Source organism: Arthrobacter sp. BK1 (assembly GCF_056680055.1).
This window is the reverse complement of the sequence record NZ_CM155263.1, coordinates 4189612-4204248: the sequence shown is the minus strand read 5'-3', so window position 1 is coordinate 4204248 and position 14637 is coordinate 4189612. Positions and strand designations below refer to the sequence as shown.

The following is a 14637-nucleotide window of genomic DNA, read 5'->3' as shown; positions in this document are numbered from 1 at the left end:
TTCCTGTTTCGCCTCGCTGGACTGAGCTTGATCATTCCCGGGGCTTTGGAAACAAACCTCCAATGAGTCCTGCGACGGCTGCCGGCAGGGCGACAGCACCTGCGATCAAGGGAGTCAGGGACGGAGGCGTCATTATCATGATTGCCAGGCCCACCAGCACTGCCGGCGAGGCTACGCAGATCGTTACCCACAGCGGATGCCCACGGACCTGCGACCAGATGGCAGCGGCAAGCGATGTGGCGGACCCCGCGAGCATGACCAGCCTGCCCACGCGCAACCGTTCGATGAATTCCGGATCCGAGGCGTTGATAAAGAATGCTGTCCGTTCCAGGGCAATGCCTGTCACAACAATTGAGACAGCGACCAAAACGGCCCACGGCAGGGATCGTCCCCTCCACCAGGGAAGAACGACATAGCGTTCGTCACCGTTCTGCGAACTCATCACAACGTGAGCCTAGCGGCTCCCGGGTTTCCGATCATGAAGCCAGAGGTCGTACCGGGGGCCCCGCTCGATCAGGAACCGCGTTGTTCGCAGGATGAGGAATCCCAGCAGCGGCGCCCAGACCGACAGCGCGGCGAGAATCGGGACTACGTCCGGCGCGGTTCCCCGCGGGGCAAAGACGGCCGCGGCAAGGATGATGGCGGCCATCACAATGTTGGAAGCTACAACAACACCTTTGTTGATGCGGATCGCCTGTTCGGCACGCGGCACGTCCATCGCCGGCTTCGGGATCTTCCGGGTAAACCGTTTCGGGGCTGAAGCCAGCCAGCCAATGGCTGCCATCGCAGCACCAAAGACAATCATGCCCATTCCGGTTCCGGCATCATGGCCTGTCACTGCTGACGCGAGAACATAGGCGGCGCCGGAGGCGGCAATAATGGCACCGTACATCCAGGACGCCAAAACCCATGTCCGTCGCTGGGCGTAGGCAAGGGCATAGTTGTCGGCCGTCGGTTCAGGCCGGGTCGTCGCTGTAAAGCCAAACATCAATCATCTCTCCAGGGGCGGCTGAGCCCTCCGTGTTGGTGGTCTGCGGTTAAAAGAGCCTTCGATAAGTCCTCATTGACCTGTTCGAGGTCGAATGCTGTGGGGTCCAGGGTCTCGCCAGGGCCGAGTCCCATCCATTCCCGGTACTCCTTGTGCTCCCCGTGGCTGGGATCGTTGACAGCCTGGACGATGCCCATCCATCCCCCGACACCACCGCTGTCCTCCGCAGGTGCGGCACCGAGGCCACCGGTGCACCGCGGAGCTCCCCGCCGACGTCGGATTTCAGAACCTTTTCCAGTGTTATTGCATGCTCCCAGTCATCGCCGAAATCGTAGCTGTAGGTCATGGTGCTGCCCACCACAGGCAGCAGCTGCCCAACTGTCACTTTCGATTCGTCCCGGGAGTTCTCGCCGTAGAAGTCATCCTCTCCTTCGGACGCCACCGTGGTTGCCTCCGCGTTTCTTGGCCTTCGGACTCCTCGCCCAGACCCAGATCTGCCAGCACCCAGGGGTGGTCGAAAGCATCCGCCACGCAGCCGACAAGCGCCGTGGGCACCCGGTAATGGGTATCGATGGTCACTAACCCAAGTTCCGCGAGTGCCTCCATGCGGGCCATTGCCAACCTGGTCAGCATGGTGATCATCGTTTTTTCAGCATCCGGAGCATGATCCGGGGTGGCCAGGACGCGTTCCAGCAAGGGTGGTTCCGGCGTCGCTGCCGCAAGCATGAGGGATGTCTGCAGGGCGGATACGAGCTTCTCCCATGGCTGATCGGGGTCGTGGCGAAGTACCGCCTGCTCAAGGAAACACGAGGCGAACATGGAAAACTCGTCCACCTGGTCGGGTGCATCGCCACCCAGGAACGCTTCGGACTCGAACGGCACCACTTTCGTTGCCTTGATGGCAATCAGTTCGGCCGCCTCCAGCGCGGCCCACATCTGTGCCAGCAGCGGCACGTCGAACATGCTCCGCACCGTTGGAACTCCGTCAGAGGCAACTGCCCCCTTGCTGCCGCCCCTGACCGAGACTCCCACGCAGGCGGCGGCCGCCTCAACGTCCCTCAGGCGCAGCGCGCCGGTGCCGGTGCCGGTGCCGGTGCCGGTGCCGGTGCCGGTGCCAGTGCCAGTGCCAGGCTTACCCTCGCCGATCCACCGAAGCAAGGCTGAGGCCCGCTGTATCAGCGGCAACCCGGAGAGCACTTCGAGCGCCGCTTCCTGGGGAACCTCCGGAATCTTAATCAGGCTCAGCTCGTCGCCGCCATCAGCCAAAGAGTCAAAAAAATCCAGGACGTCTGCCAACTGCTCCGCGGTTCCGGTCCATCGGCCGGTGTCGGACAGGAACCCGACGTAGGTGTGGACAGCGTCAACGGTATAAGCGGCGTGTTCGACGTCCGGCAACCCGCTTGGCTGAACACTTGCAGTGGCCGCGATCTCTTCGGAAAGGGCCAGCGCCAACGCCACAGGATCCAGGTCTGTCACGTCCGGTGCCGCCGCCTTGTCAAGATAACGGCCCACAACAGGTTCAACCAGCTTCAGGTATTGCAGCGCTGCGGCGGCCGCGCCGGGTGTGCCATCGTCGAACCAGTGCACAAAGGCCGGCGCCAGAACGTCCAAGGCGCCGCTGGCCCTGAAGGAACTGAGGGAGACCGATCCGGGGTTGTGTTTCCCGCCCGGACGCCTTTCCACGCGGCGTTTTTGCTGCTCTTGCCCACCACTTCACCTGTCTGCCGGGAATTTGCGCTGCTGGTATGACGCTACTGAGTCTTACCGCGGGATTCCACTTCCAAGTGAGCGGGGAGCCCGGCCTGAACGTATGCGCAACTGGCTCCTGCCAGCAGTGAGGGCGCCGAAGCTAAGAAATCGGCGTGCCGATCAACGATCTCGTGTGTCACCCGGACATTTTCAAGTCTTTATCGGGGACGTGGGCCCACAAGCCGATGATAGCTATGCCGTCAACAGTGAACCGGATGTGCCAAGGCAGAGGCCCGCCGGTTTCGCTCCGTAACGGGAGCGCGGCGCGCGGAGCCCCGAGAAAGCCAGGCAAAGCTCATGCCTTGGGACAGAGCGACACCACTTTATTTCGCCAGGCCTCTCGCCAGCTTCCATCGAGTTGAAGTGCGATGCCGGCAGAAGGATCCGTCTCGGGATGGCGCCGCTTACGGAAAATGTCACACCCCCCTCTCATACTGAGTGCATGGCAAGCGAAGCGGCGGCAAGGGCATTCGAGGCGATCGACGCCGCGATAGTCGTGCTCCGCGCCGAGGTGTCTCAGCCCGGTTGCGGGACGCTCGCGGACACCGATCCACTGGCCACCGTCGCTGACGGGTGCCTGGACATCCTTGCCCGGGTTGCACGGACCGAGGCTCAGGTCGCGGCTCTGAAGGCGGCGGCAGCCAATACGTACGCCGGCTCCGCACGGTCCGCGGCGCCTCCTGACGCGCCGGTCCAGGCGCAGGAAATGGCAATCGCCGCAGAGGTGGGCTGCATACTGGCCATCGGTGACGGGGCTGCAGGCGCACTACTCGCGCAGTCCTACGCCTTGGCAACGTCCCTCCCACGGACCTTGGCGGCCCTGCAGGCGGGAACGGTTTCGTGGCAGCACGCCAAGGTGATGGTGGACGAGACCGCCACCCTTGATGCCGGAGCAGCGGGTGCGCTGGAAGCCCACTTCCTCAACGCAGATTCGCCCAACCGTCCCGGTGGTTGCCCGGCCGGCGAGATGCCGGCCTATAGGTTCCGACGCAAGGCCCGGATCTGGCGGGAACGCCACCACCCGGACAGCATCGAGAAACGCCACATCAAGGGCGCGCAGGACAGGTGCTTGGAATACGCCCCGGAGCACGACGGAATGGCGCGGCTGTCTGCGTACGTTCCCGCGGACCAAGCAGTTGCGATCTGGAACCGCTTTACCGCCATCGCCCGGGGCCTGCAAGGTCCTCACGAGGACCGGACGCTCACGCAGCTCCGAATAGACGCCTTCGCCACGGCCGCCCTTCGAAGCCATAACGGCGGCAGCGGCGGGACCGGGGCCGAGCCATCCGGCCTCGCCGATGTCCCCACGCCGAGAACGGAAGTCCTGGTCACCGTTCCCGTCTTCTCCCTACTCGGGCTAACCGAAGAGCCGGCGATGCTGGACGGGTACGGGCCTATCCCCGTATCTATGGCACGGGATCTGGTGGCCAACGGAGCTGACTCGTTTCACCGGGTGCTCGTTAATCCACAGGATGGGGCGCCTTTGGAAATAAGCCGGACCAGTTACAGGCTGACAAAGGCAATGCGGAACTGGCTGCGGATGCGCGACGGCAAGTGCTCGTTCCCCGGGTGCAGCAACCAGTCCCTGGACAACGAGGCAGACCACCTCCTGGCCTGGCATCACGGCGGAACCACCGGGATCAACAACCTGGGACAGCTATGTGCCAAGCACCACAGGCTCAAACACGCCGTCGGCTGGAGATCGACGCCGGCGACAAAGAATGAGCCGCCCGGATGGGTCTCACCCTCAGGGCGGAAATACAGAGGTGAACACCAGGATTGGGAACCGCCGCGTTGGCCGCCTTCATTGGGGCCGCGAGCCGGCGAGGGGCATCGCTCTGTGCCCTCTACTCCTACGCCCACCGCCTGGGGCGGGCCTGCGGACTATCTTCATATTTCGCGCTCGGCAGGAGAAGACTGCCTTCACACTTACCTCTGTGCAGGGTGAGCTGCCGAAGGAACCTGCCAGGGCCGCCGCTGCCCCTTGGGCTCCGCAGCCCGACCGCCCATCCGGGACGCCGGATGCACCCGAAATGTTCTCATCGCAGCAAAGGGACCCCGCACAAAGCGTGCGGGGTCCCTTGCAGTCAGATCCTGGAGTTATTGTCTGGTGGTCTGTGAGACGCCGACCTAATTGAGCAATTGCTCAAGCACCCGCCCGCAGAATCTATAGGGCTGGTGGCCTCCCGCCCCGCTGAACTAGTCCGAGCTAACCGAGCAATTCCGGAAGCAGCGCCCTAAGAGGGACCGGTCAGGAGTTCGGGTTCCAGTGTGAAGGGCGCGGGCGTTTCGCAATCGTCCCCTCCTTGACTACACCGTATCGAGTGATGGGATTCAATATTCAAGTTCTCCTGTGTATCGTCGGCGTAGTCGTAGACGGCGGCGCGACGAAACCGGTTGGCAATTTGAGCGCCCCGACGGCCGGTCGCGATCGTAGAGGTACCGTTCCCAGGACGGCCACACGTCCCGCGGCACGGATCCAGGAGCTGTGGCACCGGGATCGTCCGAAGGGGTGAGGTGGGACAGAATCCACCGCCAGGGGGGACCAGGCTGTCGATGGAGCCGTCCAGGAGCGCGTCCTGGTCCTGCCCGTCGGCCCTCACAAAAAATGTGAGATTTTGATTTATTTGGAAGAACTTCCAACAACCAATCGGCGGAAATGCGCGCGACACTTTTCGGGCGGACAGGGCACAGTGGCAGGTCTAGTTGGAAGTTTGGCGGGCGGCCAGCTAGTTTTACCGGATACGCCTGAGGTTCGGGGCGTTCATCATGTCCCAGTGCGACGGGGCCGCTTTCGCTTCCTCGGCTCGATCTCTTCGACAAGGCGCCAGGCGACAATGTCGAGGGCCCGCAGCGGAGTCACTACAGGTCCGTAGTCGGGCGCGAGCTCCGCGATCTCTTTCCAGTGCTGCATGCCGTTTTGAAGGTCTTCCTTGACCTTGGGCAGCCAAGCAATCATGAAGTCGGTGTTGCTGCGGTCTCGCACGTTTTGCATTCTGGGAGCCCCGAGTTTCCCGTAGCAGCGCCAGATGTTGTCGTCGTAAAGCGGCAGCAGACCCGGCCGCTTTCGGTGCAGCGCCTTGGATAGTTTGATCAACTTCACCTCTGGGGTGCACTTTCCGTCCAGGACTCCATAGAGTTTTGCGATTGCTTTCATTGTGGCCGGCCCCGCCTCATCAAGAGTCCCCTTCAGGTTCTGGTCACCAAGGAGTGGGTTGATCGAGTCGAGCAGACCAAGGAATGTGTACTGGCTTGTCACCGCTCAGGTTCTGGTCACCAAGGAGTGGGTTGATTGAGTCGAGCAGACCAAGGAATGTGTACTGGCTTGTCACCGCTTTCTGCCCGGCGTTCAGGAGTGCGACTGCCAGCGTGTCCTCTCGGCCAAGAGTGTGCGTCTCACCGTTGCCTTTGTAGTTGTCATAGGCAGGGTACGTCCACGCGCCGTATTGGTTCAGGTATTCCCAGGCCAGCTCCTTGGCGTGCTCGACACTCGTTTCCAGGCCCCCCACTGTGATTTTCTCTGTCATAAGGCGAGCCTAGTGCCGCATATAGACGGGTAGGAGCACGTCTACCGGACCCGCTCGGCGCACCGGATCTACCCTGTCTCTGATCGCCGGCAGCCCGCGCATTGGACCTGAGCGCTGCCGGCGCTACGTAGCTGCCGAGTTCGGGCAGGAAGACTTTGCGGACGCGGAATATTGGACGATCGCCCGGCCTGACTCTTTGTTCCCCTGACTACTCCCTCGCCGTTTTGGCACACATCAAGTCAGTCTGGGAAAGAAGGTCGGACGCTGCAGAAGACCTCGACGAGGTGCATCCTGAAAAGCGTGCTGACGTATCGTTGCCCGGGCAAAAAGGCTGCTCTGCATGATCGCACCCTCCGCGTCACTGCTGGCTGGAGTGCCCTAAAAATTCTGTTCGGATTTGGCCACCACTGACGACAGCAGTCATCTCAGAGTGCCCACCCCATTCCACCCGGCACTTGTAGTGAAAGGTCATGATGTCGCGGAGAAGCTGACAGGCTTCATGCATCGACGGGATTGGCTCTGCGCTAACCGCGTACGAGGTCATCAACGGCGCCTGCGGCCACCTGTACCCGCAAGTTTTCACGGCCTCTCCGAGCATATCGAAGGAATCCGACGCCATCGATTCTGGGGTGCTTGAGCCGTCTGCCAACACCGGATACATGGAGCGGTATCCGGAGAGAGCAATGGACAGAGCTCCCGGCAGCGCATTCGTGACGGTCATTAGGTGCTGACCTGCGCTCATATTGGTGTTTCCCGCTGCCCGATCCAGGGGGGCATCCGGGTGGTGGCTTCTCATCCATGCAAGAACAACATCACCAATCAGTTGATGGCCGCCCTGGGTGAGTACTTCGTCGTCCGCTCCCAGCCAGTCCTGAACATCAGTCAGCATCATGAGAGCCGGGTATCTGGTCCAAAGGTGCAACAGCCAAGGGAACGACTTCGTATCAAAGGGTTGCTGCCCTTCGCCAGTCAACGTCACCGATTTGGGTGCCTTCTGATCTATCTCGGCGCCGTCAGGGAGCTCTCCTGAAGATCGCGCCCTTTCACTTTCGGCGTCCTCAGCAAGCGCAGCAGCGTGCTCCGTCTCCCATCCGGCCAACACCGTCCGCAAGTCCCGCGGAGAAAGGAAGTACCGGCGGTCTCCTTTGAGGACAACGACGAACGTAGGGACGCCAACCTTTGAACCCGCAATCCATCCCCTGATTCGGTCCGGCGCCACGGCAGGATTCTGACCACTTGTCATGTTTTTTACCTGGATGTGGGCGACCCTCCCCGACAGCGGCCACGACTTCTGCAACTTGCCGAATTCTTGTGGTTCGAGCGGAACCTGGACGTGCAGATCCAGGCCATAGTCAACGCCGGTCAATGAATTCACTGCCGCGCCCATTTGTAGGAAGTCCTTCAGCACCTCCGCTTCGCCCATATCACCGTTGTGCTTGATCCGAGTCCTGGTCGCCATTGACGTCTCAAGTTCCATTTGCCGCCTTCATCTCTGTATCCACTGTCGTCCCAACAGGTTATCCGTGTGTCGCGACCATTTCGCACATCCAGGCACAGGGGCATGCAGAGGCCGAGTTGATTGCTGCGTGGCTTCCGTGCGCCGAACGCCGCCGGCATTAGCCTCAAAGTACGGCGCTTCAGCCATGAAACGCCGAAGTCTATATATGACCAGTTCGGATCGTGTCATGTAGGGCCAGGTCCCAATAGGGACCCAGCGGAATTGAGAAGGCGGAACAGAATACATGCAAAGCACGAGCCACCTCGCTGTCGAGGAACTGCGGGACATCGTTCAAGATGCCCATCTCAACTTTCTCCTTGGTGCTGGCGCGTCAGCGGATCTCCTAAAGCCGCTCGGTGACGTCGAAGACTGGCTCACTCAACTATCTCGTGATGAGACGACGTCGAAAGCCACAGTCGACCGTGTGCGCGCTTCTGTTTATGCCTACTTCTTCGAAGGCGTCATCGCGCCGAATAGGCTAATTATGTCCGAGGCTACAAAGGCGGATACCCTGCTCACGTCCTACCGGGGGTTTCTTAGGACAGTGAATACGCTGCTAGTTCGGCGCCGAAGTTCGATTCTCGACAAACAGGTGAACCTGTTCACGACCAACGTTGACGTCGCCGTGGAGGTTGCTGCCGAAGAACTGCAGCTAGAACTCAATGACGGCTTCTCGGGCAGGTATCTGCCACTGTTTAGCACCAGCAACTTCGGAACGGTCAAGTCCCGGCGAAGCCTCCAATATGACAACCTTTCGGAGGTGCCGACGTTTAATCTCCTCAAACTTCACGGATCAATCAGCTGGAAGACACGCACTATTGGCGTCGGAGCCGAACCGAAAACTGCCATCACGTTCGACGCTGACAAACAACGCATCGATTCGGTCGAAGCAGATCTCATAGCCGCCAACGACGCACTCTACGAAATCAAAAGGACCAGCAAGATGCCAGGGATCCTCCAAGGCGCAACTGAGCCGGATGCGGTGGAGGCCAAGGCTTTATCCGGGTTCATGTCCAAGTACGAAGAACTCGCGATTGTCAATCCGAATAAGGACAAATTCGGCGTCACGGTTCTAAACCAAAATTACTATGACCTGCTGCGACTGTTTTCGAACAGTCTCGAGAAGGAGAACAGTGTTTTATTCGTAGTCGGCTTCTCTTGCCGCGACGAACACATCCGAGAACTCATTACAAGAGCCGCCCGAACTAACCCCACATTGCAGATTATCGTGTTCGCCTACCTCCCGGGCGAAGTGCAGGCACTGAAAGATCGGCTCAATGCCGATCTCGCCTCGAACGGCAACATCCTCGTCGTCGGTCCGCCGAAAGCCGAAGCGGATGTTGACCAGGAAAAGTACTCGCTAACGCGAATCACCGAGAAGTTTTTCGAACCGCTACTCCCCAAGCCTCCACGCAAGCCTGACACCGTCGTTGACGTTCGCCTCAGGCTCGCCCAGCCGCTGGAGCTCGATGGGCATGCGTGATGTCACGGATGAGCGCGAACTATCGGTTTTCAGAATAGGCAGCGTTGTTGAGATAAGTGGGCGAGCTGTTCGCGTCCGCGTCGACAAGTCAAAGAACGGCTCGCATCTCCTCTACCAGGGCAACATCCTCAAGAACGTCTCGGTCGGCGGTTACATCAAAATTGCAAAAGGGTTCTACGACATTGTCGCCAAAGTCGACGGAGAAGCCGTCACAGAGGACGCCGAATCACGGTCGCAATACAGCAGCAAACGGTCGCACGTCGACCGGATTCTCACCGTGAGTCTCCTCGGTTTTTTCGACAGAAAAGGAAAGTTCGAACGAGGAGTCCGGGAACTCCCCCTCATCAACAACGACTGTTTCCTACTCACCCAAGAGGAGTTCGACGAGATACACAGCTTCGTGGGCAAGGATGACGTAGCGCTCAACATCGGCTCCTTGGCAATGGAGAAGGGCCAAGCGGTGAACATCGGCGTTGATGCTGTGTTCGCCAGCCACATCGGCATCTTCGGCAACACCGGAAGCGGTAAGTCTTACACCCTCGCCAAGATCTACCACGAGCTCTTCGAGACGTACAAAGGCTCAGCCGCGTTCAAACAGAACGCCGAATTCGTCCTGTTCGACTTCAACGGGGAGTACGTCAACACTAATGAACGTGTTGACGATGGCAGATCCACATCCGTCATTACCGATAACAGCTTGAAGCGAGAGTACATACTTTCCACACGAGGCAACGGAAAAGACCGGCTTCCCATTTCCAAAAAGACTGCCGAAGACCCCGTCTTCTGGACGGTACTCCTGGACGCATCCGAGAAGACGCAAGCGCCGTTCATCCAACGGACTCTCGAAAGTCGATACTGGGACGACAAACTTCAAGACGACGACGCTCTCAAGTACGAGATCGCCTACCTCATCCACGGCGCGATCAAAAGCGGGGATAGCCCACAGGACCGTGGTGCGATCAACCACTTTCTCAAAGAAGTCGCCCTCGCCCTTGGCCAGGATGCGCCACCGGAATTGAAGGACTACACCGACCGTCTTCACGCCAACCTCGGGTATCACAACAAGTACAAGACGTTCTACTACCGTCAACCCGGTGCTGGACTGATCTACGCTAACGAACCAAACGACGACCAAGCGTTCCGGCGCCTAATATTCGGCGAGATCGAGGCGATGGACCTCCACTTCAATCTCGTCAAACACATGAACCGCATCCGGTTCAAACTGATCATTCAGTACTACAGCGACATATTCCGCGGCTTTGCCAACCGCGAACATCTAGGACCAGTTATCAAGCGCCTCGAGACGCGCATGCCAGCGATCAAAAAGCTCCTCAAAGTCTCCAAGAACGGCCTGATCCGCAAGCCTTTGACTGTGATTTCACTGCGCGACGTCAACCTCGACATGAAGAAGGTCATACCGCTCCTGCTGTGCCGGCAACTTTACGACTCCAAGAAGAAGAAGTCAGACAAGGGCAAGTTTCTCAACATCATCATCGATGAGGCCCACAACATCCTGTCTACAGCTTCGGCGAGAGAGAGCGACAGCTGGAAAGACTATCGCCTCGAGACTTTTGAAGAGATTGTCAAAGAGGGGCGAAAGTTTGGCGTGTTCCTCACGATTGCTAGCCAACGTCCGCACGACATCTCAGACACCATCGTGTCCCAACTCCACAACTATTTCCTTCACCGTCTCGTCAACAACCTCGACATACATGCCATCGAAAAGGCAGTCTCCTACCTGGACAAAGTGTCCTTTGAATCGCTACCAATCTTGCCTACCGGAACCTGTATCGTCGCCGGTGTATCGGCCCAGGTCCCCGTACTAGTGGGTGTGAGGGAAATCGAAGGACCGTATGAACCCAATAGCAAGACAATGACGCTTAACGACAAGTGGGCTGAAGCAACTCTTTCGGACCATTCGGATTAGTCTCGGCCCCGCCAAAGGTTGCCCAGGCAGGCCCGGCCAAGGGCTACCTTGGGCAGCAAGCGCAGCTTGGGACCGGCGTCTTCTAAGCCGAGAATTGCACGTACACGGGCGTCCGGCCACCTAAGTTCATTTGCAATGTCGACGACGCTGAATCCGCGCTGCTCTGCCAACCGCTGCGCTACGGTGAGCGAAGACAATGCGCCGAACGTCCCACCTGAGCGCCGCTTCATGAAGAGCCTGAACCGAGAGTCGCATGCCGGTCCGTGACCGTTCAGTGCGCATAATGGTGCTCCGGCGGCTAGTCCTAAACACAAACAGGAATAGTGGCTCATTCTGCGAAGTTGACCCCAGTTTTTCTGCTCATTTTTCGGTCACGCGAAGAAGTCGTTGTTCCAGCCAATTGACCCTTTTTCTCGAAGTACGCCGGCTATCGCCTACGGGCCGCGCTCACTGCGGCGCGGACTGGGGTACGCATCTACGGGCACGCTCGTACTGGAGATCGACGCGCCGCCAATTCCTGAGGGAGACCACAAGCGACAACTCGTTCAAGACCAGAAGTGTTTTCCACGAAGGCGCACCGAACCGTCTTTCAGCGTTGCGACGGATTCGACCTCTCGAACTAGACGTCGGGGCTGAGGCAAATCGATCTTCGAGAGCGGGTCGTCGTCCGGATGGTGGTATATCCACTTGGCCGCGGCGTCGGCAACCGCCAAGTTGACATGACGTGCCCAAAACGGCTCGACCACGCGGTCGAACGGCCTCCCGGACTGCATGAACGCTATGGCCGTCCATCGGTCCAGCGGGACAAAAATGGCACGCGCAGTGGCGACCCCAACGGATCGAGGTCGGTCCGACTCCGGGTCCCACAGGCCAGCCCCTGAGTCGCTTGTGAGCAGGGACGGATCTGAGAACCGGAGAATTCTCGGTGTCCGTTGGAACAGTTCGGGCATGAACGTCTCTATGGCAATCCGCATAGTTTGCTGGATCAGATGTGCGTCTGACGGCACCAATGAGTACTTGCCCTCAAGAACCTCGTCATAGAGCCGCTGGACACTCTCGTCATCGGCGGCGAGGCCCGTGCCTTCCAGATGCCTTCTTACGCGGGCGAGTGTGAGCCTCGATGTGAACTTATCCTTAAATGCGACGTTCGCCAGATCGATGTAGTCGCGGCGGAACCCCGGAACCCGAGAAAGCTGCAATGCGACCAACCGGACCAGACGGTAGTGAGCTTCGATGTCGAAAGTAAAACTTCCATTGAGGATAGCTTGGACATCGGCAGCGGCGGCCGATTCGATCTCGGCCAAGCTTGCTTCGATTGCTTCCGAGTTATGGTCATCACGGGCTTCAGGTAGCACGTCCTCGGTCGGTATGGCGTAGAAACCATTCTGCGCCGCTGCCTTACGGACGGCGGACAACTGCGTAACGTCCCTGTCGGTCCGGGAGACCATCTGCAGCAGGTTCCGCTCATCCGAGAATCCGCGGAGAAGAAACTGGGGAACGTAATGGTGCCGCGGCATGGATCTAGATTACTTCCCCACGCACCCACGGTTGTCACGTGTTTGCTAGGCGTCACGTCTGTCATCATGTGCAACTCAGAGAAGCTCTCACCCATCCGAGTTGAGAAGACATGTCTTACTTTCCCAGTCGTCGCCCCGACTAAAACGGAGTACGGCGAAGAAGGAGGAATCTCCACACAGCGCGGCGGCGGGGTACTACACATTAAGCCTGTTGCGACGATCGTTGGATACCAACCTTTTCCGCGTCATCGTCTACCGCGCCCTGCCTCTGGGCCGGGGTTGGTCGAAGCCACCTCACCACTCGAACTTGCCTCAGCGTCGGTCATTGCCCAACTCTCCATGGGTGCACGAACACTCTGTATGTGGGGCGCAACTCGCTTGTCCCAGCCTTGACGCCCCCGCCGGAATTCACTTGTGGGGGTTCCGGCGCGATTCTCAGGGAGACAAACTGAGCACCCCCCCGAACGGACGCGGTTGCGGACCTGTGAGTGCTGGCTATGTCCTTGACAGCAAGTCCACCAGCGCTTCCTAACGCCGGGGACTACCTGGGACGGGTCGACGTCATTGCGTTCATAGTCCCAATCAGTAAGCAATTCCGGGTGCTTCGTTGCTAAGTCATTGACCCCCGAAAGCAAGACGTGACCGGTATCGACAGGGCACCGCTGTATCTTCAGTTTGCTCCGGTAATCAATTTTCTGCTCAAACTCATGACCATCCGGACAAATCCACCAGACACGCTTTTCGGATCCGGCTTTCACATCGGAAGGTTCTAGGACGCCGTTTTTGAACGGGTGCCACCAGGAAGCCGCTTCTGAGTGTGTGGTCATGAAATCGTTTTCGCCTTCGGCCACGGTGCGGCCTTCACAATAGGGGCAGAACGGCCGCGAGACGAGTTTGGCCGGCGAACGAACGAAACGGTGGCCAACCGTGCACTTCAAATGTAGCTTGGCAGCTGAATTGCCAGCGGAGACTTGATAGGGCTGCTTCTGCTCGACCCCCGGGTCCCAAAACTCTGCGAGAGACGGGTGCGTCGTTGCTAGGTCGTTGTGGTTCGGTAACACAGCCTTGGCGCTGCAGTAAGGGCAGCCAGAACGTCGATGAACGCGATTGGCAACGGTGGCTTGCCACGAGTGTCCCTCAGTACAGCGCCACCAAATCTTGACGCCCGAGCCGCCGAGCAGCTCGCCACCGGTGAGATCGCCATTTTTCTTATGGTCCCACTGCGCCGCGATGTGAGGGTGGGTGTCAAGTAAGGAGCTGATGCCTTTGACTGCTCGGGATTTTGCACAAACCGGGCAGTGGAACTCATTCTCTAAGTAACGCCGTGCTCTCGACTGGCTGTCATGGAGACAATGGCCTACGGGACACAGCAACGTCCAGGCGCTGCTGCCCCTGACATACCCTGCGCCCCGTGCTACGAAGCGATCGATCCACCAAGAGTCGTCGGCTCGAATGGTTCTCAATTGCGCGAACCACTCCCCCGGCGGCGCGTTGAACGGCAGTCCCGCTAAGGCGAAGGGCAAGGGCACCACGGAGTCCATCTCATCGACAGGGATGTCTTGACCAGACGCGACTCGCGCAGCAACGACTGCCGGTCGAATTAGCAACCAGGCCTGGTCCGTCAGCTCGACCAACTGCAGATCTGTGACGAACTGCAGCAATTCCGACGCGGCGTGTCTAATTCGGCTTTCGACACGCTCATAGGCCTCCTTGGTGTCGATGGCTACGGCCACGTCGTGAAGAGTACGCGCATCGAGCGCCGTAGCTACTAATACGGCTGCGACCGGCAGATCATCGGGCTCCGGGTCTCGGCGGCTGCCATGAGAGCGCATTGACATGGCACGACGAATACACTCGCCCACGGTGTCGGCATGCGTCTGAATGCGCTGCTCAAGAAGGTGTCCTGCGCTCATGACTATCGCTCCCACTGGATCCCCATGAAGGGGAC

The 14637-nt window shown here is 59.3% G+C and carries 12 protein-coding genes and 1 pseudogene; 3 read left to right on the top strand and 10 right to left on the bottom strand.

The genetic code is table 11. The features are described 5' to 3' along the window. Positions 1-31: 31 nt before the first annotated feature. The 5 genes and pseudogenes from AC1MCA_RS19265 to AC1MCA_RS19245 all read right to left on the bottom strand — a co-directional run bounded on the left by AC1MCA_RS19265 (position 32) and on the right by AC1MCA_RS19245 (position 2671). The gene (locus AC1MCA_RS19265; protein WP_479799923.1) at positions 32-442 is read right to left on the bottom strand and encodes a hypothetical protein; all 411 of its coding nucleotides are present in this window, start codon (positions 440-442) and stop codon (positions 32-34) included. A gap of 12 nt (positions 443-454) precedes the next feature. Continuing rightward, complete coding sequence (locus tag AC1MCA_RS19260) at positions 455-988, bottom strand: hypothetical protein (protein WP_479799921.1); 534 nt, start codon at positions 986-988, stop codon at positions 455-457. Next, positions 988-1269: an IS1096 element passenger TnpR family protein gene (locus AC1MCA_RS19255; protein ID WP_479803466.1), complete on the bottom strand. Its 282-nt coding sequence runs from the start codon at positions 1267-1269 to the stop codon at positions 988-990. Before AC1MCA_RS19255 ends, AC1MCA_RS19260 begins: the two co-directional genes overlap by 1 nt. A gap of 50 nt (positions 1270-1319) precedes the next feature. After that, positions 1320-1373 (bottom strand): annotated as a pseudogene (locus tag AC1MCA_RS19250) (hypothetical protein); the annotation flags it as partial. After that, positions 1370-2671 (bottom strand): hypothetical protein, encoded by a 1302-nt coding sequence (locus AC1MCA_RS19245; protein ID WP_479799919.1) that lies wholly within the window; start codon positions 2669-2671, stop codon positions 1370-1372. The pseudogene AC1MCA_RS19250 and the gene AC1MCA_RS19245, both read right to left, overlap by 4 nt. 508 nt (positions 2672-3179) lie before the next feature. On the opposite strand from AC1MCA_RS19245, the gene AC1MCA_RS19240 reads away from it, so the two are divergent. Then, positions 3180-4685: an HNH endonuclease signature motif containing protein gene (locus AC1MCA_RS19240; protein ID WP_479799918.1), complete on the top strand. Its 1506-nt coding sequence runs from the start codon at positions 3180-3182 to the stop codon at positions 4683-4685. Positions 4686-5504: 819 nt separating this feature from the next. On the opposite strand, the gene AC1MCA_RS19235 is transcribed toward AC1MCA_RS19240, so the two are convergent. From AC1MCA_RS19235 to AC1MCA_RS19225, 3 genes are all read right to left on the bottom strand, one after another. Next, positions 5505-5996, bottom strand: a complete 492-nt coding sequence (locus AC1MCA_RS19235; RefSeq protein WP_479799917.1) for a DUF6308 family protein — start codon at positions 5994-5996, stop codon at positions 5505-5507. Continuing rightward, positions 5938-6264 (bottom strand): DUF6308 family protein, encoded by a 327-nt coding sequence (locus AC1MCA_RS19230; RefSeq protein ID WP_479799916.1) that lies wholly within the window; start codon positions 6262-6264, stop codon positions 5938-5940. The genes AC1MCA_RS19235 and AC1MCA_RS19230 overlap by 59 nt, the downstream gene beginning before the upstream one ends. A gap of 358 nt (positions 6265-6622) precedes the next feature. Beyond that, entirely contained in the window at positions 6623-7741 is a 1119-nt protein-coding gene (locus tag AC1MCA_RS19225) for a DUF4365 domain-containing protein (protein WP_479799915.1), read from the bottom strand. 265 nt (positions 7742-8006) lie between these two features. Here AC1MCA_RS19225 and AC1MCA_RS19220 point away from each other — a divergent pair, with 265 nt between their 5' ends. Both AC1MCA_RS19220 and AC1MCA_RS19215 read left to right on the top strand, forming a co-directional pair. After that, positions 8007-9245, top strand: a complete 1239-nt coding sequence (locus AC1MCA_RS19220) for an SIR2 family protein (RefSeq protein ID WP_479799913.1) — start codon at positions 8007-8009, stop codon at positions 9243-9245. Beyond that, entirely contained in the window at positions 9238-11172 is a 1935-nt protein-coding gene (locus AC1MCA_RS19215; RefSeq protein WP_479799911.1) for an ATP-binding protein, read from the top strand. The genes AC1MCA_RS19220 and AC1MCA_RS19215 overlap by 8 nt, the downstream gene beginning before the upstream one ends. A 545-nt stretch (positions 11173-11717) precedes the next feature. Here the strand turns inward: AC1MCA_RS19215 and AC1MCA_RS19210 are convergent. Both AC1MCA_RS19210 and AC1MCA_RS19205 read right to left on the bottom strand, forming a co-directional pair. Then, positions 11718-12689, bottom strand: coding sequence for a DUF4238 domain-containing protein (locus tag AC1MCA_RS19210; protein ID WP_479799910.1), 972 nt, complete (start codon positions 12687-12689; stop codon positions 11718-11720). Between the two features lie 245 nt (positions 12690-12934). Then, positions 12935-14602 (bottom strand): zinc-ribbon domain-containing protein, encoded by a 1668-nt coding sequence (locus tag AC1MCA_RS19205; protein ID WP_479799908.1) that lies wholly within the window; start codon positions 14600-14602, stop codon positions 12935-12937. Positions 14603-14637: the final 35 nt, after the last annotated feature.